The sequence below is a fragment of the Candidatus Kaistella beijingensis genome, from assembly GCF_020084865.1.
Taxonomy (GTDB): Bacteria; Bacteroidota; Bacteroidia; order Flavobacteriales; family Weeksellaceae; genus Kaistella; species Kaistella beijingensis.
This window is the reverse complement of the sequence record NZ_CP071953.1, coordinates 2210290-2232317: the sequence shown is the minus strand read 5'-3', so window position 1 is coordinate 2232317 and position 22028 is coordinate 2210290. Positions and strand designations below refer to the sequence as shown.

General features: G+C 34.4%; 18 protein-coding genes and 1 other RNA gene. 2 read left to right on the top strand and 17 right to left on the bottom strand.

The features are described 5' to 3' along the window. The first annotated feature begins 47 nt into the window (after positions 1-47). Positions 48-447, top strand: a transfer-messenger RNA (tmRNA) gene (gene ssrA, locus J4771_RS10385). A gap of 129 nt (positions 448-576) precedes the next feature. On the opposite strand, the gene J4771_RS10380 is transcribed toward ssrA, so the two are convergent. The 14 genes from J4771_RS10380 to J4771_RS10315 all read right to left on the bottom strand — a co-directional run bounded on the left by J4771_RS10380 (position 577) and on the right by J4771_RS10315 (position 16295). Then, on the bottom strand, positions 577-999 hold the full coding sequence (locus J4771_RS10380) for an EamA family transporter (RefSeq protein WP_213190489.1): 423 nt from the start codon (positions 997-999) through the stop codon (positions 577-579). Between the two features lie 18 nt (positions 1000-1017). Next, the gene (locus tag J4771_RS10375; protein WP_213190490.1) at positions 1018-1806 is read right to left on the bottom strand and encodes a phosphatase PAP2 family protein; all 789 of its coding nucleotides are present in this window, start codon (positions 1804-1806) and stop codon (positions 1018-1020) included. A gap of 50 nt (positions 1807-1856) precedes the next feature. Next, positions 1857-2690, bottom strand: coding sequence for a hypothetical protein (locus J4771_RS10370; RefSeq protein ID WP_213190491.1), 834 nt, complete (start codon positions 2688-2690; stop codon positions 1857-1859). Then, positions 2659-5721 (bottom strand): efflux RND transporter permease subunit, encoded by a 3063-nt coding sequence (locus J4771_RS10365; RefSeq protein WP_224134938.1) that lies wholly within the window; start codon positions 5719-5721, stop codon positions 2659-2661. The genes J4771_RS10370 and J4771_RS10365 overlap by 32 nt, the downstream gene beginning before the upstream one ends. 7 nt (positions 5722-5728) lie before the next feature. After that, positions 5729-6655: an efflux RND transporter periplasmic adaptor subunit gene (locus J4771_RS10360; protein WP_224134937.1), complete on the bottom strand. Its 927-nt coding sequence runs from the start codon at positions 6653-6655 to the stop codon at positions 5729-5731. Next, positions 6652-7884: a TolC family protein gene (locus tag J4771_RS10355; RefSeq protein WP_224134936.1), complete on the bottom strand. Its 1233-nt coding sequence runs from the start codon at positions 7882-7884 to the stop codon at positions 6652-6654. The genes J4771_RS10360 and J4771_RS10355 overlap by 4 nt, the downstream gene beginning before the upstream one ends. 83 nt (positions 7885-7967) lie before the next feature. Next, a complete protein-coding gene (locus J4771_RS10350; protein WP_224134935.1) occupies positions 7968-9254 on the bottom strand; it encodes a sensor histidine kinase in 1287 nt (428 codons plus the stop codon). Positions 9255-9264: 10 nt separating this feature from the next. After that, the gene (locus tag J4771_RS10345; protein WP_213190495.1) at positions 9265-9942 is read right to left on the bottom strand and encodes a response regulator transcription factor; all 678 of its coding nucleotides are present in this window, start codon (positions 9940-9942) and stop codon (positions 9265-9267) included. A 223-nt stretch (positions 9943-10165) separates the two neighbouring features. Then, a complete protein-coding gene (locus tag J4771_RS10340) occupies positions 10166-11335 on the bottom strand; it encodes a hypothetical protein (protein ID WP_213190496.1) in 1170 nt (389 codons plus the stop codon). A gap of 192 nt (positions 11336-11527) precedes the next feature. Then, positions 11528-12472, bottom strand: coding sequence for a toprim domain-containing protein (locus tag J4771_RS10335; protein ID WP_213190497.1), 945 nt, complete (start codon positions 12470-12472; stop codon positions 11528-11530). 222 nt (positions 12473-12694) lie between these two features. Then, on the bottom strand, positions 12695-13933 hold the full coding sequence (locus J4771_RS10330) for a primase-helicase family protein (RefSeq protein ID WP_213190498.1): 1239 nt from the start codon (positions 13931-13933) through the stop codon (positions 12695-12697). 30 nt (positions 13934-13963) lie between these two features. Then, complete coding sequence (locus J4771_RS10325; RefSeq protein WP_213190499.1) at positions 13964-14242, bottom strand: helix-turn-helix domain-containing protein; 279 nt, start codon at positions 14240-14242, stop codon at positions 13964-13966. A gap of 80 nt (positions 14243-14322) precedes the next feature. Further along, on the bottom strand, positions 14323-15051 hold the full coding sequence (locus J4771_RS10320) for a hypothetical protein (protein ID WP_213190500.1): 729 nt from the start codon (positions 15049-15051) through the stop codon (positions 14323-14325). Between the two features lie 2 nt (positions 15052-15053). After that, positions 15054-16295: a tyrosine-type recombinase/integrase gene (locus tag J4771_RS10315; RefSeq protein ID WP_213190501.1), complete on the bottom strand. Its 1242-nt coding sequence runs from the start codon at positions 16293-16295 to the stop codon at positions 15054-15056. 367 nt (positions 16296-16662) lie between these two features. Here J4771_RS10315 and J4771_RS10310 point away from each other — a divergent pair, with 367 nt between their 5' ends. After that, a complete protein-coding gene (locus J4771_RS10310) occupies positions 16663-18207 on the top strand; it encodes an IS1182 family transposase (RefSeq protein ID WP_224134934.1) in 1545 nt (514 codons plus the stop codon). A gap of 122 nt (positions 18208-18329) precedes the next feature. Here J4771_RS10310 and pckA read toward each other — a convergent pair whose 3' ends face one another. The 3 genes from pckA to fabD all read right to left on the bottom strand — a co-directional run bounded on the left by pckA (position 18330) and on the right by fabD (position 21990). Next, positions 18330-19931, bottom strand: a complete 1602-nt coding sequence (gene pckA / locus J4771_RS10305; RefSeq protein ID WP_224134933.1) for a phosphoenolpyruvate carboxykinase (ATP) — start codon at positions 19929-19931, stop codon at positions 18330-18332. Between the two features lie 126 nt (positions 19932-20057). Continuing rightward, positions 20058-20978 (bottom strand): GYDIA family GHMP kinase, encoded by a 921-nt coding sequence (locus J4771_RS10300; RefSeq protein ID WP_224134932.1) that lies wholly within the window; start codon positions 20976-20978, stop codon positions 20058-20060. Positions 20979-21114: 136 nt separating this feature from the next. Continuing rightward, positions 21115-21990 (bottom strand): ACP S-malonyltransferase, encoded by an 876-nt coding sequence (gene fabD / locus J4771_RS10295; protein ID WP_224134931.1) that lies wholly within the window; start codon positions 21988-21990, stop codon positions 21115-21117. Positions 21991-22028: the final 38 nt, after the last annotated feature.

The window sequence follows — 22028 nt, the reverse complement described above, 5'->3', positions numbered from 1 at the left end:
ATCAGATTGGAATAAATTTTTCATATCTTTGCACCCTTACAAAATCCGGGGCAGACTGGTTTCGACAGCAAGACCAATGGGTAAGTAAGCATGCAGAGAACCGTGGCGCGATCTCTTTAATCCCTTGCTACACAATTTTAACTGGCGACCAAGAGTTTGCTCTTGCAGCTTAATCTGAATTATAGTAGGATTCAGCGTTTTCCCGAAGTATAGTAAGGAAGCAAGATATCCCGCAGAAGTTCTGTTTCGCGACGTCTGATTCCGGGGTATAGCAATGCGGAAATAAGGGTTTGGAAACTTCGGCCAAATCACGAAAATTTTAGAAGTTAAGCGCAAAGTTGGCTGTCTGTTGTCTGCTTTGCGACGAAAACCAAGAACAGAATAAGCATGTAGAAATCTTATGTGTTGCTTGTTTGGACGAGGGTTCGAATCCCTCCTGCTCCACAAAAAATCCTGTAAATTATTGATTTGCAGGGTTTTGTATTTATAGGCGCTAATTTAGGTGCTAATTTAAATTATTCACATTAGGTTATAAAAATTTATTTAGAAATTATTTTTGATTATTTTTTTTGCTTCTTATTTCAAGGTTAGCACCAACAAGCCCCCAATAATTAAGCAAGAACCCAATGCCATCTTCCAAGTAAACTGCTCGTTTAAGAAGATAACGGATAAAATAATTGTCATTAGAATACTTGCTTTATCAATCAGTGCTACTTCTGAAACATTGCCAACTTTTATGGCTTTGTAATAGAATATCCAAGAAAGCGAAGTAGTTAGAGCGGAAATACCCAACAACAAAACATCTTTTTTAGTTAAGTTTGAAAAGTCTTTCATATTGTTGGACAAAAAAATATTGAGCCACACAAAGACAAACACAAAAATTGTTCTAACTGCAAGACCTGTATCGCTACTCACATTTTTTAAACCCGCTTTTGCAATAACAGAGGTTAGTCCTGCAAATACCATCGATATAATGGCAAATATTTGATATTGTTTCATTGAAGCACAAAAGAGTTTTTAAAAATTCAACACCAAACCAACACCTGCTTGTTTTCCGTTGTAAAATGGCATTGCCATTCCGCTGTACTTTTCGCTTTTATCTTTAAAGATTTTTTCTTTCATCCAAGGATAAATCCAATAGGCAACTTTTGTACTCAAAATGCCGAAACCTGCACCTGCAACTACATCTGAAAACCAATGTCGATTATTGTACATCCTGAATAAACCCGTTCCTGTCGCTACTACATATCCTGCAATGCCATACCAAGGCGAAACATCTTTGTACTCTTGATACAAAAATTCAGCTCCCATAAAAGCATTTGCGGTATGTCCTGAAGGAAAGGAATTATTGGAAGAACCATCAGGTCTTTCCACTTTTGTCCATTTTTTCAAACCGAAAACAGTTCCGCTCATAATCACATAAGCTGTTCCTAAAATTATGGTTCGGTCTTTAAAGTTATGTTTCCCTTTTACACCCAAAGCATTCAAGGCATATACTGAAATAACCGGTGTATATTGCGAAATATCATCAATGGTAAACTTTTCATCAATATGCTCGTTGACTTCTTCTCTAATCTCGAGATTAAGCGATTTTAGGTCATCACTTTCTAATGCAATTAGACCATAGCCAATCAACGCAGAAGGAATGATTAATTGCTTGTAAGAAAATTTCAACTCTTTTGATACATCGAATGAACCCTTCTTAATGCTATCGTTAGTGTACTGATTAATACTGTCTGCAACTTGCTGAGCGAAAGCGAAACGAGAAATAAAAACTAAAAAAATAACGACAAATAAATTCTTCATAATCTACAAAACGGGAAATTAATAATTTTAGGATACGGTGGATTCAACTTTTATTTGCTAACACAAACTACTTTTCCTTGATCGTCAAAAATGACTTCTTTCGAAGTTTTACCTTTTGTAACATCCACTAAAAAATGGGTGCTTTTATCTGCCATTGTTAGTTTTTCGATTTGTTTGGATGCGGTGTAATCTGCGAAATCCTTTTTCAAAACATCATTGATTATTGCAGGTGCTACTGAGAAATCTACATCTTCTTCTAATTGAATAAATTTCCAATCGGGCGAAAAAATCAGGGCGTAGTCAGTTGCATTTGCTTTTTTTATCACAACTTCTATCGCATCTTCTCCTGTACACATTGGGTCGTGGTCTGCGGAACCAATCGTATATCCGCCAAAATTAGTATTGACATAATCTCGCACGCTTTGAGGCAATGACGCAACATCAACATTTTTACTATTTTCAGTTTCGTTCTCGTTGTCTTCGTTCGATGTTTCCGCCTTTTCGTGACGTTCGTCCTTTTGTTCTGTTTTTTCGTCTTGGTCTTCGTTGTGTTTTTTGTTTTCTACACAAGAAGTAATTGTCAATAATCCTGCTACCATCATTAATGATAGACATTTTGTGGCTGTGATTTTTAAATTCATTTTGTTGGTATTTAAAATTAATAATATCAAAGTTGCAATCTGATTTTGTAGAAAATTAGAATTTTCGGAATGCTGATGACGCTGATTGTGCAGATTGGACTCTCCCGCAGAACTCGCTGATTTTCGCAGAAGTTTATTTGCATTTTCTGCATATCTCTGCGTACTCTGCGGGATATTTTCCTCCGCTGAACTCGCCGATTTTCGCAGAATTTTAAATATCTTTTTCTGCGAGTTTCTGCGCATTCAGCGGGATATTTTCATCAAAATTGATTTGATTGAGTAAGGTCGGTAAAACAATCAACAAGAGCGGAATTGCGACTATAAAACCACCGATAACTGCAATGGCTAAAGGTTGGTGCATTTGTGCTCCCGTTCCAATTCCTAAAGCTAATGGCATTAACGCTATTATTGCTCCAATTGCGGTCATTAATTTAGGACGTAATCTTGTACTGATGGCATAAATAATGGCGTTTTGTTTTCCTTTTTCTTTGATGCTTTCGTGAAATTGCAAGTAGGTAAAAATGGCGTTCTCACCGATAATTCCGACCATCATAATCAGTCCTGTATAACTGCCCACATTTAAAGGAGTATTGGTTAAGAATAGTAATAAATAACTACCCGAAATTCCCAAAATAGAAACCAACAGAATAACCAACGCTACTTTTATATTTCGGAACAAAAACAGCATTACACTAAATACCAATAATGAGGAAATGCAGAGTATCATCAATAATTCTTTAAAGGATTGTTGTTGCTCTGCATACGCACCGCCATAGACAATACTGTAACCTTGCGGTAATTTTATTTGAGCTTCAATTTTCTTTTGAATTTCTTGAATTGTTCCACCTAAATTACCATTATCCAAACGTGCGGTTACAATGCCCAAAGTCTGTAAATCTTCCCGATTTATCTCTGCACTACCGCCTGCAACTTGTACTGTCGCAAATTCCTTCAAAGGCTTTCGCATACCGCTTGGCAAAGCAATCATCGAATTTTCGATTTCATTTAACGAAGCATTGGAATTGTTGCTGTACAAAATTCGGATGGGTGTGTATTGGACATTATCGAAAATATTCCCCACCACATTTCCTTCCAATAAAGTTTGCACCTGATATTGAAAATCGGTTGGCGTAATATTGTATTGCCCCAAAGTAGAAAGATTAGGTGTAATTTGTATGGATGGTCCTGCAATAACAATCCCGTCAAACACATCGGCAGTACCATTCACTTTACTTACCACGTCTGCCACTTTTTTGGAATAATCCTCAATGGTTTTTTGGTCAGTACCGAATATTTTTATTTCAATCGGTTGTACACTACTCATTAAATCGCCCAACATATCGCCAATGACCTGACCAAAATCGACCGTTAAAGGCAATCCTGTTTTTTCAATTTTAGCTCTGATGTCATCGGTCACTTCATCAGTAGTTTTATTTCTACTTTTCTTTAACTGAATTAAATAATCGCCACGATTGGGTTCGGTAATAAAAAATCCCATTTGTGTACCTGTTCTTCGGCTATACGTTTCCACTTCAGGAACTGTTTTCAATATTTTTTCAACTTCCCGAAGCTCACGGTCGGTTTCCTCCAAAGAAGTTCCGGGTGGCGAATTGTAATCTAAAACAATACTGCCTTCATCCATTTCGGGTAAAAAACCGGTGCTGATTTTCGGAATAATTAAGGCAGAAGCCACAATCAAAACAAGAATAAAAACATAAGACAAAATCGGTTTTCGGATAAAGAAGCCCACCCATTTTCTTTCTTTCACATCGTGATGAGAAAACTTATTTTGCTTTATGATTTTCGTAAGAGCGAGATAAACAACAGGCAACAAAATCCAAGTAGCGAAGAAAGAACAGATTAAAGTAATAATCATTGTGTCAGTCATCACTTTAAAATAAGCACCTGCAACACCTGTCATCAACATAAAGGGAAGAAAAATAACAATAGTGCTGAGTGAAGAACCGACTATTGCTTTCAACAAATAATTGATTGCCTTTTGCACCAATTCCTTACTCGAAACTTCGGGATGTTCTTCGTGTGTTCTGTGGATTTGTTCAACGATAACAATAGCATCATCAATAATCAATCCGATGGCTGCTGCAATCGCTCCCAAAGTCATAATATTGAAGGTTTGACCTGTAGCATACAACACCAATAGCGTTAAACTCAATGTAATCGGAATGGTGAGTAAAATAGTGACACTCGCAATCCAAGAACGTAAGAAAATAATGGCAACAATAATCGCTAACAAAAGCCCAATCCAAAGGGCATCGGTTACACTTTTTACGGAATCGTTTACAAAATCTGCCTGATTATAGTAAGGCTTGATTTCAACATCTTTGGGTAAAGATTTTTTTAAATCATCTATCTTCAACAACATTGCTTGAGAAAGGTCAACTACGTTGGCATCGGGTTGTTCCACCACTGCAATCAAAATACTTTCTTGACCATTGGCGTTGACTTTTATGTATTGTTTGGCTTCGTGAATATTAATATCGGCAATGTCCCTAAAATAAATAATACGGTTGCCATCGTTCTGAATGACTAAATTTTGAAGTTGGTCGAGATTTTTTAGTTGGGTATTCGTTAGGGTTAAATACAAGTAGCGATAGTCGGAAGAATAGCCGTTGGATTTGATGAAATTAGTGCCGTTCAATGCTTGCGAAACTTTATCAGGTGACAAGCCTAAACTCGACATCATATCGGGCTTTAACACCGCCCAAAACTCTTTGTCTTTACCGCCAATCACACGAATATCACTAACGCCTTTTACTTGCGAAAGAAAAGGTTTTATTGTGTATAAAGCCATTTGCTTTAGTTCAATATCAGAAATGGAAGACGAAGTGAGCGTAAATCCCATCACAGGCAATATAGAAGGATTCATTTTTTCAACCGTGATATTAATATCAGCAGGAAGTTGATTCTTGATTTGATTGATTTTGCCTTCAATTTGTTGCTGACTAATATCAATATTCGACTTCCAATTCATAAATGCAGAAATCTCACAACTGCCACGGCTTGTCGTGCTTTTAATCACTTCCAGATCGGGAACTTGTTTAATGACATTTTCCAAAGGGCGTGTAACCATAACCGTCATTTGGTCAACAGGTTGCTGACCTGCATCGGCTATAACTTTTATTTTAGGAAAAGTAATTTGCGGAAATAATGCAGATTTGATTTTTGTGTACGAAAAAACGCCGCCCATAATAGTTAGTAAAACCAATACCAATAACGGATTTTTGTATTTTAGATAAAAGGGGTTCTTATCCATTGCAGAGTTATTTTTCAATTTTAACATAAGCGGTATCTGACAAACCAAAATTTCCTGAAGTCAACAATCTGTCTTTCAGACTGATATTGTTTGATTTTAATTCTACCCATTTATCATTCTCCAAACCTTTTTCAATGACGGTTTTTATGGCAGTAGTATCGTTAATTAATTTCATCACCCAAAATTCCGATTGAACATCATCCGTCAAAACAGATGATTTGGGAACAGCAATACCGCTCTTTCGGTCTTTGGTCAAAGCTATTTTTGCGATAAGATTTTCTGGAATCTTACCACCATTATTTACTTTCACTAATACTTTTTCGGTTTGAGAAACTGGGTCAACATTGGGCATTATCTTCGCCACATATCCTGATAAAATTCTGTTATCAGGAAGCAAAACATCCAAACGATTACCAAGATTGACTAACTGATTATATTCGTAAGGAACGTTCATTACAAAACCGAAGCTGCTTTGGTCGGTAACACTTGCCAAGACTTCGCCATCCTGCACGTAATCGCCAATCTGGTGATTCAGCATATCAACATAGCCACTACTCGGACTTTGTACGCTGCTTGTACCCGAAAACCGAAAACTTTTGTCCAACTTATTGATGGTATTTCCCAAAGCTCGGGCTTCTTTTGTCTGTAACATAAACAAGGTTTGACCACGCCCAACTTGGTCGGCTAATTTGATGTTGACTTGCGTGATATAGCCCGTTGTATTGGCTTTGACATCGGATTTTAAAAGATAAGCTGCCGTTGCATTCAGCGTAATACTTTGGTCTAAAGAAACGGTATCTGTGGCATAACCAATTTTTACAGGTGTTTTTGAAGCAACTTCAGGTTCTTGAACAGTTTCCGTTGCTGCTTTATCGTTTTTACACGAAATAAAACCAATAAAAAACAGAATGGAAATTATAGGGACTATTTTCATAGAATTAAGTTTTGAAGATTGTTGAGTAAAATATTTCTTTGTAATTCGTTTTGGATAATACCTGTTTTTAAAATCAAATAATTATTGATAGAAAGAATGAAATCCGTTACTTTTACATCGCCTGTTGGCACTTGTTTCAAGTTGGCTTCAATTAATGTTTTTGAATATGAGAGCTGTTCTTTTGCCATTGTAATCATCTTGTCATAATTGGCAATTTGCTTTTCTATCATTGCTTTTTTCTGTTGGTATTGCGTTTTGTTAAACTTATAAAATTGCTTTTGGTTGTCCAATTGAATTTCGTTTTGTTGCAGTAACATTTTTTTCTTCTTGCCATCATAAATAGGCACTTTCAAACTCAAACCTACACTATACCCAAAGTTTTTGTAAGGTGTAACCATAAGTGAAGATGAATAACCACCGTCAGCATAAGCCGAAAGTTTGGGTTTGTAATCTAACTCGATAATTTTTTTGTCGTTGACTAATTTCAGACTGTCAGTTTTGTAAGTGTCTGCGTAAATACTATTATCATAATCAGGCGGGAAAAGCGTTGTGAAATCGGGTGCTTCCAAATTTTTTGTCTGAACATCCTGAATACCTGCCAAATAATTCAGCTGACTGTAATTGCCGTTCCATTCATTTAACTTTTGTTGTAAAGCCAACTTGTTTTGCTGATAATTCACTTTGAAATTCAGATAGTCCGTTTGTTTAAAAACAGATGCTTGCGTTAGCTTTTTCAGAATAATATCTTCCTGCTCAAAAAGATGAATAATTTCCTTCAGGACTTCATATTCCTTTTGATTGCTGTATGCAAATAAATACTGTTCTGTTATTAATCTTTTCAGCGTTAAGGCATCCAATTTTCTTTGATTTTTCAATTGCTCAATTGCGATGGAATAAATCTGAGTACGGGTTTTAAGATTGTCTTTTCCGATAATATCTTTTGTAACCTGCACAATCCCCGAAAGACTTTGCCCATTTCTAATTGCATTATCATAACCCCATCCTTTAATAACAGGTGTGTACGAAGCATCGCCCAAAACATTAACATTGAAACCATAATTTGCTTTCAGCATCAAACTGTCTAAAGCTGCAATTTTGATATTGTTTTGGGAAGTTTTGAGAAGCGGACTGTTTTGCTCCGCAATTTGCTGATAATCTTGAAGCGTGTTTTGGCTGAAAACACTACTATTTATAAGCATTAGCCAAAGTATGAATACGATTCTTTGCATAATCCTTTGTTTAAATGAAATGCAAAATTTTTTTACATTTCACGGACAAAAGTGCAACTGAACTTTGAAAACTTTTTGAATTTTTAGAATGCTATAGAAAAAATATGGCGATTATTTTCAAATTGATATGAAATATTCCAGTGATGGAATTGAGTAATTTTTTCAACGATTGACAAACCTAAACCACTTCCGCTTTTCTCCTGTGAAAGCTGGATAAAACGTTTGAAAACCAAATCAGAGTTTAAAGATTTATGACCTGAATTGGATATTTGTAATGAATTTTTGGAAAGCTCGATATTAATATTTCCTTTTGATTCAGTATAACGAATGGCGTTTAAAAGTAAATTATTAATCAAAACTTCTACTAAACCATTATTGCCTTTTATTGTAATATTTTGGTCAATTTGAGTGTCAATTTTCATTTCTTTTTTCTCAAAATATTCTTCAAATATCAAGATACTTTGATTCATTAATTCTGTTAGATTAATAATTTCGGTATCATCAAATTGATGGCTTTCAATTTTTGTTAAAAGTAAAAGATTTTTATTAATTCTGGAACTTCTGTTGAGGGCAGTATGCATTTCTTCTGCAATATGATATTGCTTTTCCGTTAATCCTTCGCTTTGCAATAGAATATCCAATTTGTTTTTTAGAATCGCTAAAGGTGTTTGCAATTCGTGTGAGGCATTTTCTGTAAACTCTTTTTGAGATTTGAATACATTAACGTTTTGAGCAATCAGTTTTTGAAGTGAATCATTTAGTTCTGTAAACTCTAAAGTATCGGTTGGTTCAAATATTAATTCAGTCTGCTTTGTGAGGTTAAATTTCTTTAATTGAGCTAAAGTATTTTGAAATGGTTTCCAAATAGAGTTGGATAATTTTTTGGTCAATAACAACAATCCAACAACGATTAAAATAAAGAAAAAAACCGTCATAATGATAATAACACCAATGGTTTCACCCGATTCTTCGATATTGGTTTGTGTGGTAAGACGGTACGGCTTTTTGTTAATGTAAACAACTGTTGAAAGGATGCGGAAACGGTCAGGTTCTTGGGATTGGATAAAAATATTTTTATTGGTTTCGGTATATATTCTATTTTTCAAATCATCGTCTGAACCAACTTTTTGCAATTTTGAGTTGGGTTGAACTTGATTCCATAGTTCAATGTTCTTTTCAAGCTCAACATCAGATAATTTTAAGCGGTTAAAATTATATTGTACGGCAAAGGCAGCCATTTTATTATGTTCGTCTAATTCACTTTTCCAAATATTATCAATCACAAAATAATAAACCGGAACACTTACCATAAAAATGATAAGTACATAAATAAGAAACGGCTTTATGGTTTTATTTAGTAAAGGCTTCATAAAACATATTTTAAACAACCTCCCATTTATAGCCTGTTCCGTAAACTGTTTTCAAGTAAGTTTCGCACCCTGCTTCGGACAGTTTCTTTTTTAGATTTTTTACGTGGGCATATACAAAATCGTGGTTATCCAACATATCCGCAAAATCCCCTGAAAGATGTTCTGCTAAAGTACTTTTTGAAAGCACACGATTTTTATTTCCAATAAAATAAAGCAATAAATCAAATTCCTTTTTTGTGAGAATAATAGGCTTATTGTTTGCTGAAGCTGTTTTTGCTAATAGGTCAATCGTTAGTTCATTTTGCTGAATGATATTGGTATTGTCAAATTGCTTTCTTCTGATGATAGAGTACACTCGGGCTGCCAATTCTGATAAATGGAAGGGTTTTGTGAGGTAATCATCCGCACCAATTTGCAAACCTTTTATTTTATCTTCTAAAGAATTTTTGGCAGAAATGATAATAACACCATCCTGTTTTTGTTGTTTTTTGAGTTCTTCTAAAATTTTAAGACCATTACCGTCTGGCAAAGTAATGTCCAACAAAATGCAATCGTAATTAAAAATTTCGATTTTATACATCGCTTCGTGAAATGTCGCAGCCTTTTCGCACAAATAATTTTCTGTAGAAAGATATTCGGCAATGCTTTTAGCCAATTCTTTTTCGTCTTCAATAATGAGAATCTTCATAGTACAAATTTATTAATCAATTTTGAAGGAAATTAGAAGCTGAATATCAATAGCAATATAGATTGATTAATTCAATATTAACAGCTTTTACCGCATTGTTTTGGGATTGTTGTATGAGATGAAGAATGTCTAAAAATTTTGAATCCATGCTTAATTCTATGTTTTACAAATTTAGAAATAATTTTGCTGAAGTTTTATTTCAATTGATTGTACAATATTTATTCTATCTCCTACTTCCAAAGTTCTGTTTCTCTTGGTTTTTCTTTTCATTTTCAAGTTTTTGAGTTTGCTTTTCGATGATGTTTTTACTCAGTAGAGAATATAGTATTTTGTTGCGTTGAGCATCCTTAAAAACCTCTTCCAAAGCCGAATCTGGGATTTGATTTTCTTTCGCACATTTCTCCACAATTTCTATCAACTTGTCTTGTATTTCGTCTTTAGAAAACGTGTGAATATTCGGAATTTTTATACTTTCTTGCAAAATGTTTTTTTTAAGCGTATTCTCAATCGATTCCAAATATTTTTTCTTTTCAACAGCAAAAACAGTTTCACTGGTTAAGAGCGCAGAGTTTTTGCTTTTGAAAAAGGAAACTTCTTTTTTTAGACTTTCAATTTTGGTATTGAGTTCTGCAATTTGTTTCTCTTTGAATTCCAGTTCTGTTTTATTTTTGAGAAGTTGAATGTTATTTGTTTTGATTGCCTTTTTGTAGTTTTCAATGGTTTTGTCTGTTTTTATTTTCTGAAAACCGAGAAAATCGGATTCTTTTACAATTAAATCTTCAGATTTTTTAGATTCCATCTCTTGATGCATTTGGCTGTATCGTTCTTCCAAAATTTTCAAATCTTCTTCTTTTTTTCTGATTTTAAATTCAACTGCTTCTAATCTTGCTAACGAACCTGAAATACCTCTTTCCATTTCCAAACATTCCGCCGCTAAATCCTGCATTTTGGAATAATGAAAAGATTGATGTTTCAGCGTTTTGCCTGTATCCAAATCCTGCCAATCTGCCACCAAATGAGCGTGGTAATTAGATTTCCATTCTTTGGTGTCTTTATCATAATGTCCTTCATCTTTGTGAATGGCAATCTGAAAAATTCGGATTTTAAGTTCTTCTTCCAATCTTTTTGAAAGGTTGTGCAAATCCTGCATTGTGTTATTTTCTTTAATCACAACCACAGCTTCCCGAATTGGCATTGCATTTTTTTGTAATTTTCTGCCTGATTTTTCTTTACAGTAGGCTTCTATTTTTAACAGTCGGTCTGCAATTTTTTGTTCCATCCAATATTCATTTTTAGGAGTTAAATCTTTGCGGATATAATCAAATGATTTTTTTCTAAAATTATGAATTTCGGAATCAGATTTTGACGCTTTGAAATTGATTGATGTCTTCATTTTTATTAAATTTGATAATGATGTAACCTGTGTCTTTTTTACTCATGTTACCTAATAACCTGTATCTATTTTATACAGGTTAAAGCCTCGCAGAGCGAAGAAGAAACTTTGTTGGGAGAGAATCGACCTTCAAAGTTGCGAATGAGCTCCTAACTTTTGCCGATAGTTGGTGAAAAATAACCGCACGCAGTATCAGCGTTTTCTTTTGTAAGTTTGATATATTTCACTTTCTTCTTGTTCTTGTTTTGATTTCAAGTCTATCTGCTGTTTTTTTTCGATTTCAGTGTTGTTTTTGAATTGTAAATAGTCGTTCAAATCTTTATGAAGAGCATAAATTTCAGAATGATTTTTGGCTTCGGGAAATGATTTCAGAATTTCATTTTTACAAGTTTCGCCTGCTTTATCATTGTCTAAAAACAAATGGATTTCGGAATAAATTTTTAAATGTTCTTTGGTTCTATTCAACAATGAAATAGAATTCATTACCAACAAATCGCCAATGAAGAATGGTTTCATCTCCACAAAAGACAAAGCATCCATAAATCCTTCAAAAACGACAATTCTTTTCCCTGTTTCATTTTGATTTTCATTATTGAGATTTACAATTGAAATATCTTTCTTCTGTAATGAACCTTTGTAAAATGAATTTCTAAGTTCCCAACCTCCAGAAAAATTTTCAAAACCTATAGCGTAGAGTTTCTTTTCTCCAATGGTAAAATGAATTTCTTTAACTAACGGATATACTACTTTTGAAAGTCCTCTTTGATGAAGATAGCTTTTAAGATGTTCGTTTTGGAGTTTTTTGATTTCGGTGATTTGATAATTTGGTTTTGAATTTATTGAATGAATAACATTCTGCTGTTGAAAAGAAGAAAAATTTTGCTTTTCTGCCCATTCTAAAACTTCTTTTACTGATTCGTTTAGATATTTTTTCATAAAATCGACATTGTTTCCGCCAATTCCTTCGGAGTGTAAATACCAATAATTCAGATTTTTATTAATTTTAAAAGAGGCTTGTGTTTCTGTGTAAAAAGGATTGAGAAACCAAGCTTCTTTTTCATTTTGTTTTGTTGGATGGTGTCCGAGTGAAACAAGGATTTCTTCCAACTTTACAGAGTTGAATTGTTTGCAGTTCATAGATGAAAAATGTTAGGGTTTAATTTTCGCAAATATTTTGATGAATTGATGAGACAGCCGTATATGTTGCTGTATTTTAAAAGATTACATTCTCATCAAAGACTCATCATCTCATCAAACTTCAAATTTTTTGCTCATCAGTTTCTCATCAAAAATCAAGTTTTTATATTTTGATGAGAGTTTTGATGAGATATAAACCATTGATTTTGTTTTCATTATCAATTAATTCATCATTTCATCAAATTTTTGAAGAATGAAATCTTTTTTAATAGTGAAATAGCGTCCAGTTTTATTATTTTGATAAAAACTTCCTGAATAATCAATGTCGTATTTGATGTATGCCAAAGAATTATTTTGTGGTTCAAGTTTCCATGTTTCTTTTAGAAGCTTTCGGATGTCGTTTACAGTCCAATAATGGTTTCTGAACATTCTTCCGAGCATATTGAAAATATCCTGCGGAATGACTTGGATTTCATTTTCTTCGGTACTCTCAAAAAACTCATACAAGAGCTCAATAATTTTTGATTCAAGTTTGTTATTGTTTTTCCAAACCAATTTTTGTAACGCCTTTGTTCTTATCTCAGAATCAGTAAACCACATTCGGGTTTGTTTCTGGCTACAGAACGATCTTTGAATCAGATAGCGAAGGAAATAGGGAATTTCTTTAATTAGGTTTTGAAGGAATTCAGTATTCTCTGTTTTTATAGATTTAACTTTGATAATCCAGAACCGAATTTCTTCTTCATCAATCTGAATAAAATTGTCTTCATTGTTGGAACAAAGAATGAATTTTCCAAAAAATTCAACTTCCTCACGATCTTTTCCTTTCGCTTCTTTCTTATCTTTATCTGTTGTGGAAAGGTACTTAAGGCGCTCAGTAATCTCTTTTTTGTCGAAAAATACCTCATCAATAGCTACAATGAGCATTGAGGCCCAATCTGAATTAAATTGACTGTTAAAGGAATCTCCTTTAATGTAAGTCATATTCAACCCGAAAATGGATTTGAGCCATTTGATAAAAGTGGATTTTCCCGTAGAACGCTCTTTGCTTACCAAACATAATATTGGAAGCATTTGGGTAGGTTTTTCAAGCAAGATTTTGATGTAATCCAAACCCAGCTCAAACTGTTCTCCAAAAATATGTTCCATAAAGTTCAGCGAAAACTGAATTTTTTCTTTGAGAGCATAAGAATTCAAACTTTCTTCAATCGGTTGATAAGGAATTTTATTGTACATGTTGTAAAATCCTTCGATTATTTTTTCATAATTCAAATGACTGGGGATACAGCAAAAACCGTCATATTTCGGAATTTGTGAAAGATAGGTTTTTCCGTAGTCGCTGATAATGGTTTCTCGATTCCAGCGAACCAAGATGGAAATTTTATCGCCTGAAATCAAAGGTTTTTCTATGGTTTTATAGTAGGTAGTGCCTACTCTTAGGTAAGGAATTTCTGAGGTCATTTTTTTTTGTTTTAGTTAAAACTTATTCGCCTATCTTTTATATTTAAGCGATTTGACCTCGTTTAAAGCATTCATCAAATCCAAATGGTTGACTCTGTAAAATCTTCCTATTTGTTCTGCTTTGATATTGCCTTTTAAAATGTGTGAGCGTACCGTCTGGTAATCGAGTTTTAAAATATCAGAACATTCTTTTATGGAATAGAATTTCTTTTTTAACTCGATTTCAGGTTCTTTCTTTAGGGAATAGAGTAAGTCTTTTACTTCTCCTAATTCATCCAAAATGGTTTGGAATGGATTGGTTGTTTGCATAGAATTGATTTTTAAAATTTCTATGCAAATATGAACGGATTGTGTTTTTAATCTATGAATTATAGTAAATTCAATGAAATTTAATATTTTACCATAAGTTCTTTTGATAAATCATCAAATAATTTTTTCTCTTCGTCTTTAGTAGGATATGGCATTCCGCTTGAAAAGGAAGATGGGGAAATTTCAAAATCAAAATCGTCTTTTAATAATTTTATAATGTTAATATTTTTTACATTTTTTATTACCCCCTTTTTTTTGAGAAACGTCAGTACTCCAGAAAAGAAAATAACGGATATGTCAAATTTGTTATTTTCGTCTAAATAAGAATTATTTTTCATTACGAAAATGAATTTGTTATAATTTTCCTCACTTGAAAATATCGACACAAAAGAATTGTTGGGTTTTCTTTCCCTGTATAAAAGGAAATAAAGGAATAGCGTTTTCTCTGCTCCTGCCAAAAAGTTGCCCTGCAATTTCATTAGATTTGAGGAAGTCAATTTTTGTGATGATTCCTTCCTGTATTGTTTCAAACAATAGTTAATCTTATCCTGAAAATTATGACTGTTGAATTTATCAATTTCCTTGAAATGGTAGCTGAAAAAATTATCCAGTTTTTCATATTCGATAAGAAACTCGTTTTTATTCTTTTCTGTCAGTGTCATTTGCTCGGCTTTCCGTCTTGCTTTTTCTATTCTTTCAGAAAGCATCTTTTGAATTTTATCTCCTTTGATCCAATAATAAAGCATCATTGGATAACTAACAAGTTCTTCCCATATATACCAGTGTCCGTATAATTTCTTTTTATCCATAGTTATTTGAAAACTTCATTCATATAATTCACTTTATCTTCTTCGCTAGGACGATAATAATTATTGAAAACTTCTAAGCTTCTATGCCCTGTATAACTCATAATCACTTTGTCTGGAACTCTTTTGTTTTTCATTATTGTAATAAAACTTCTTCTGGCGGTATGGCTGGATATTCTTTCCCAAAACTCAGATTTTTTATCTATCAATTCATCGCCATATCTCATTGTCTTTTTTATTTCATCCGTAAACGCCATTTCCTGAAAAACTTCCTTTATAAATTTGTTCATTTTTTGATTGGAAATACTTGGAAGTGCATAATCATACTTTTCTAAAATCGCTCGTGAGATACTGTTCAATGGAATTGAGAGATTTTTAGTTTTGCTTTTCAAATCGACTACACGAATAAAATCTCCTTGAATATCTTCTTTTGAAATACTACTGTAATTTCCAAAACGCATCCCTGTAACACAACCCAAAACAAATAAATCTCTTACTCTTTCTAATCGTTTATTTTTGTTGAAATCGTAATTGTAAATCTCTTCCACTTGCTGATAGTTTAATGCAATTTCATCTGTCCTGAATTTTGATGGCTTTTTGAAATTGAGAAAACTATTATTGTATGTATATTTCTTTTCAAAAGACCATCCTAAAAAGGTTTTTAACAGTCCAACATTACGATGAACAGTATTTGCCGAATGCTTCTTTTCTTCAATACAGTATTTAAGAAATTTGTTATAAAGTTTTTCATCAAAATTTCCGAGTGTAATTTTAACTTTATAATCTTTTTGGAAATCTTCAAGCAAAGTCTTGTTACATTTATACCTTTTTAGTGTCGAAATAGAGATTGCATTTCCTGTATAATCGTTTTCTTTTTCATTTAAAAAATCCTGATAAACTCTAAAAAAATCACTTTTGACAGTTACCTTCTTAAAATGTTCATCAAATCTTTGTTTAATTACGTCCGTGGTCAGTTCTTCATTAATATTCTTATAACGATTAACTATCTCAGTGAAAAAACCACTATATCTATCTAATTGCTTTTTAATACTTCTGTGATTTTCTGCTTTTTGAGTTCTTCCATTCAAATCATTTGGCTGTCTATTTTCAAAATCCCATTCAGATGGTTTTATTTTTTCTCCAGTAGAGTAGATGAAATTCTTATTTTCATTCCCAAAATAAGAGCGGAAATAAATAAGGGTTTGCTTTTCGCTGTTAGGTTCTTTGAGTTTAAACGTTGAATTCATTAGGTGCTAAAATAGGTGCTAATATTTATATAATTAAGCATAAAAACAATATATTTTTATTTATACAAATATATATAAAATATTGGTAAATAGCATATTTACATAAAATTAGATATAATGAATTTAATAAGGTTCATTTTCCTCCTGCTCCACAACAATTTAAATAATCTTCCGTAAATCAGGAGATTATTTTTTTTGCGCAAAATTTCGCTCCTTTTCCGTGAGATTCATTTACGGCAGTGCAAATTGAATTCTTAGGATTCTCCCAAACTCACAAAAAAGAATCCGTCTCACAACTGAGGCGGATTTTTTTTGGTTATTATTTAGGATTTTTGTATATTTATCATTGATAATCAGATAGTTGTTTATGAATTTCAAGCATTATAACCAAAATCAGCTGGTGCTGTTTCCTTATAGTTTTGAGGAATTGATTCCCGAAAATCACCCTGTTCGGATTGTCAATGATATTTTGGAGAGAATTAATATAGATCCGCTTCTAAAAGCCTACAGCAGAGAAGGAAATCCCAGTTATCATCCCGGGATGATGCTCAAAGTGATGGTTTTTGCGTACATGAATAATATTTATTCCTCCCGGAAGATAGAAAAAGCGCTTCGGGAAAATATCAATTTTATGTGGCTTTCCAACATGAGCATTGTGGATCACAATACCGTGAACCGCTTCCGGAGCAATAAGCTGGAAGCGGCTTTCAAGGATATTTTCTCGCAAGTAGTTTTGCTTTTGGCAGATGAAGGCTTGGTGAGTTTGAAACAGGTTTTTGTGGATGGAACGAAAATCGAAGCACAGGCAAACCGCTACACTTTTGTTTGGGCAAATGCCATTAAAACCAATAAAGAAAAAATGCTCCGCCAATTGGAAGATCTTTGGAAATACGCTCAAAACGTGGCAAGAGAGGAAGACAAAGACCCTGAACCGCCTGAGTTTAAAGAAATCAGCAAAGAAAAGATCCAGCAAACCGTAGAAAATATCAATGCCAAATTGAAAGGCAGCGACCGCAAGACCGATTCCGACAAAAAAGCTAAAGCCAAGCTGAATTACATTAAAAATAATTTTGAGAAAAACCTCGATAAATACGAAGCTCAGGAAGCGATTTTAAAAGAAAGGAACTCTTACAGCAAGACGGATGAAGACGCCACTTTTATGAGAATGAAGGATGATCACATGCAGAACGGACAGCTTAAACCCGCCTACAATGCACAAATTTCTACGGAGAATCAAATCATCGTCAATTATACCATTCACCAGCAGACCAATGACTTCAATACCCTAGAGCATCATCTTAAAAATTTTGAGAAACTCTATGGGGAAAAAAGATTGGCGGAATTAGAAGAACTCACTGCCGATGCAGGTTATGGGAGCGAGCAGAACTATGAATTGCTGGAACAGAACAATATTACACCTTATGTAAAATACAACACCTTCGACAAAGAGCAGGATGCCCATTATCAGGCGAAACACAAAACATTCAGCAAAGAAAATCTGCACTACAATCAGGAAAAAGATTATTACGTCTGTGCGATGGGTCAAAAGATGGAAAAAACACACGAAAGCACTCGGAAAACCAAGACCGGTTACCCTCAAAAACTCTCGCATTATCAGGCTAAAAACTGTGATGGATGCCCAATCAGAGGCGTTTGTCACAGTTCCAAAGAAAATCGCAGTGTAGAGCGAAACCATCATCTGGAACAGTACAAAGAGAAAATCAGGGAACTATTAAACAGCCAAGAAGGCATTAAAAAACGCAGACAACGCTCGGTTGAAGTAGAACCTGTGTTTGCACATCTGAAACATTGCAACAATTTTAAGCGGTTTACCCTGAAAGGTCTGAAAAAAGTAGAATTGGAGTTCGGATTGCACGCATTAGCACACAATTTAAGAAAGAAAGTTGCCTAAAGAAGACAACTTTTTCTTTTTCCAAAACATTGAAGATTGGAACTGCAATAAAAAATCCGCCTCAATTTTTATTGTGAGACAGATTCTTATAGTATAACAAATTTCGTAATTCGTATTTCGTCTTACAATTGAGGTCCTGCTGCAACCAATCTCTTACCTTCTTCTGTATCGCAATATTGCTTAAAGTTTTCTACATATCTTGCTCCCAAATCTCTTGCTTTTGTCTCCCATTCTGAAGCGTCTTTGTAAGTTTGACGTGGGTCAAGAATTCCTTCGGAAACATTTGGCAATACAGTTGGAACTTCCAAATTCAAGATTGGGATGGTTGTTCTTTCAGCGGTATCGATTGAACCATCAATAATAGCATCGATGATTGCACGAGTATCTTTCAAAGAGATTCTTTTTCCAGTTCCATTCCATCCAGTGTTTACCAAATAAGCTTTTGCACCGTGTTCTTTCATTTTTCCAATCAAAGTTTTAGAGTACATGGTTGGATGCAGAGTTAAGAACGCTTCACCAAAAGCCGGTGAGAATGATGGTTGTGGTTCTGTAATTCCTCTTTCAGTTCCTGCTAATTTTGAAGTATATCCGCAAAGGAAGTGATATTGTGCTTGATCTTCATTTAAGATTGAAACCGGTGGCAAAACTCCGAATGCATCTGCGGAAAGATAAACGATTTTTTTCGCGTGTCCTGCTTTTGAAGGCAACACAATTTTGCTGATATGATAAATAGGATAAGAAACTCTAGTGTTCTCTGTGATGGAATTGTCTTTGTAATCAGCTTCTCCGTATTCGTTTACAACAACATTTTCAAGAAGTGAATCTCTACGGATTGCTCTGTAAATATCCGGTTCTTTTTCTTCCGTCAAGTCGATTACTTTTGCGTAACATCCACCTTCATAATTGAAAACTCCGTGTTCGTCCCATCCGTGTTCGTCGTCGCCGATTAAGTATCTTTTTGGATCGGCTGAAAGTGTTGTCTTGCCCGTTCCTGAAAGTCCGAAAAATAACGCAACGTCACCGTCTTCACCTACGTTTGCAGAACAGTGCATCGAAGCCATTCCTTTCAACGGAAGATAATAATTCATCATGGCAAACATTCCTTTCTTCATTTCTCCACCGTACCAAGTTCCGCCAATAATCTGCATTTTTTCGGTAAGGTTGAACATCACAAAGTTTTCAGAATTGAGACCTTGCTCCTTCCAATCAGGATTTGTGGTTTTTGAACCGTTCATCACGATGAAATCAGGCTCTCCAAAATGCTCTAATTCATAAATTGATGGACGAATGAACATGTTCGTTACAAAATGTGCTTGCCACGCAACTTCCATCACGAATCTCACTTTCAATCTTGTATCCGGATTGGTTCCACAAAACGCATCAACAACATATAACTTTTTTGATGAAGAAAGTTGTTTCAAAACCAATTTTTTACAGCTTTCAAAAATTTCAGGAGTTGTCGGCAAGTTCACGCTTCCCCAATCGATAGTATCTTTGGTGATGTCATCTTTTACAATGAATCTGTCTTTTGGCGAACGACCTGTAAAAATCCCTGTTTTTACGGCAACTGCACCCGATTCGGTAACAGCACCTTTTTCGAAACCTTGATTTTTGGTGGACATTTCCGCTTTGTAAAGTTCTTCGTAAGTAGGATTGTAAACCACTTCCTGATAACCGGTTATTCCTAAATCATGTAACTGCTGAATGATTTTGATGTTCTTCATAACGACTATTTTATTTCTGATTTTTAAAAAACAAATTTAAGCAATAATGGTCATTAAAGCAGTCTTAAAATTACTGATATTGGTCAGAATTTGCAAGAAAAAAGAAAAGTTGTTAATGATTGAAAATCAATCAATTAAATCACTCCATTCAAAAACCGTGGAGAAACCTTTCCCCAAAAAATACTCTTGAAAACCGGCAAATTTACGGCTCATCACAAAATCTCCGCCCCACGCTCCAAGACTTTTGATGAAAACAGGACATTCTTCAAAACATTTTTCTTTGGAAGTTTGAATTCCAAGAAAATGGGAAAGTTTTTGTTCGTGAATTTGGATTAATTCTGAAAATTTTTCTAATTCATTACATTGAATAACTTCTTTTGTCAGTTCAGAGAAATCACTAATTAATTCAGGTGATTTTGTTTTGGAGCGATAAAGGTTTATTCCTTCACGGCTGTCTTGTTTTTGGTTCAAATGAATGAAAATCAGTTCGTTTTTGAAAACAGGATTAAAGTAAATTTTCTCAATCTTTCTTTTGGAGTTTGAATTTTGGTAAAGAATTGCCGCCTTTTCTTTAGCAACCGCAATGTCATAACCACTTCCGCCGAGACAAAGTTCGTTGAGTTGAAAAGCGTCAATTTCTGCCCATTCTGCAAGATTCGTCATTAAAGTGGAGCTGCTTCCCAAACCAAAATTGGACGGAAACTGAAGATTTGTTCTTAAATAATAAGAATGATTTTCCTTAAACTTTATTGAAGACAATTGCTGAATTTGCTTAAAAACTTTGAGAATAAATTCCGCCGCATCGGGAATGTTGGCATCTAAAATTCGCCAATTTTGATAATCAATTTCAGCATTCAACCAAGGTTTTTCCTGATGAAATGCGTACCAGGAAATTAATGATTTTTCATCCTCAATTTCCTCGAAAAAAAATTCCTGCCCCAATTTTGTTGGTACAGCGAAAGCTAAAGCTCCATCAAGAACAACATATTCTGACGTGAGCAATAATTTTCCTGGCGAAAAGATTTTATTTGAAGATTCGAAATCCATGGCAACAAGGTTTGAATGGAATATATTTATTTCAAAAGTATTAAAATAAATTTTGGCTAAAACCAAATGAATGGTTGATTCAAAAAAAACGGACTAAAGTCCGTTCCTATTGATATTATAAATTTCAAGCAAAAATTTAAACCGCAGAAGAAACCGCCACTTCCGCATCGATTTTCTTAATCAATCCCTGCAAAGTTTTTCCGGGACCAACTTCCACGAAGGTTGTCGCCCCTTTTTTAATCATGTTTTGAACGGATTGAGTCCATTTTACAGGACCTGTCAATTGCGCAATCAGATTCTTTTTGATTTCTTCGGGATCAGAAACCGCAACAGTGGTAATGTTTTGATAAACATCCATAGTTGGTTTATAGAATTTGGTTTTGTTGATGGCTTCCGCTAATTTTTCTTGCGCAGGCTGCATTAAAGGCGAGTGAAAAGCACCATTTACGGGAAGAATCAGTGCACGTTTTGCTCCCGCTTCCTTCATTTTCTCACAAGCCGTTTGAACAGCTTCAGTTTCACCTGAAATCACCAATTGACCGGGACAATTGTAATTTGCAGGAACTACAATTCCGGGAGTTTCTGCACAAATTTGCTCAACCACTTCATCGGGAAGATTCAAAATTGCCGCCATGGAACTTGGATTGGCGTCACAAGCTTCCTGCATTGCTTTTGCGCGCGCGGAAACCAGTTTTAAACCATCCTCGAAAGTAAGAACTCCGTTTGCAACCAAAGCTGAAAATTCTCCGAGAGAATGTCCTGCAACCATTCCTGCTCCGAATCCGTTCACTGCCTTCAAAGCCGCTACAGAATGGATGAAGATGGCAGGTTGAGTCACCTCTGTTTTTTTTAGGTCTTCATCAGTTCCTTTGAACATGATGGAAAGGATGTCGAAACCTAAAATTTCATTGGCAGATTCCATTAAATCTTTGATATCTTTCCGGGAATCAAACAATTCTTTTCCCATCCCGACAAATTGGGAACCCTGCCCAGGAAATACAAGTGCTTTCATATTTATGTTTGATGATTGATAATTGATAAACGACAGTT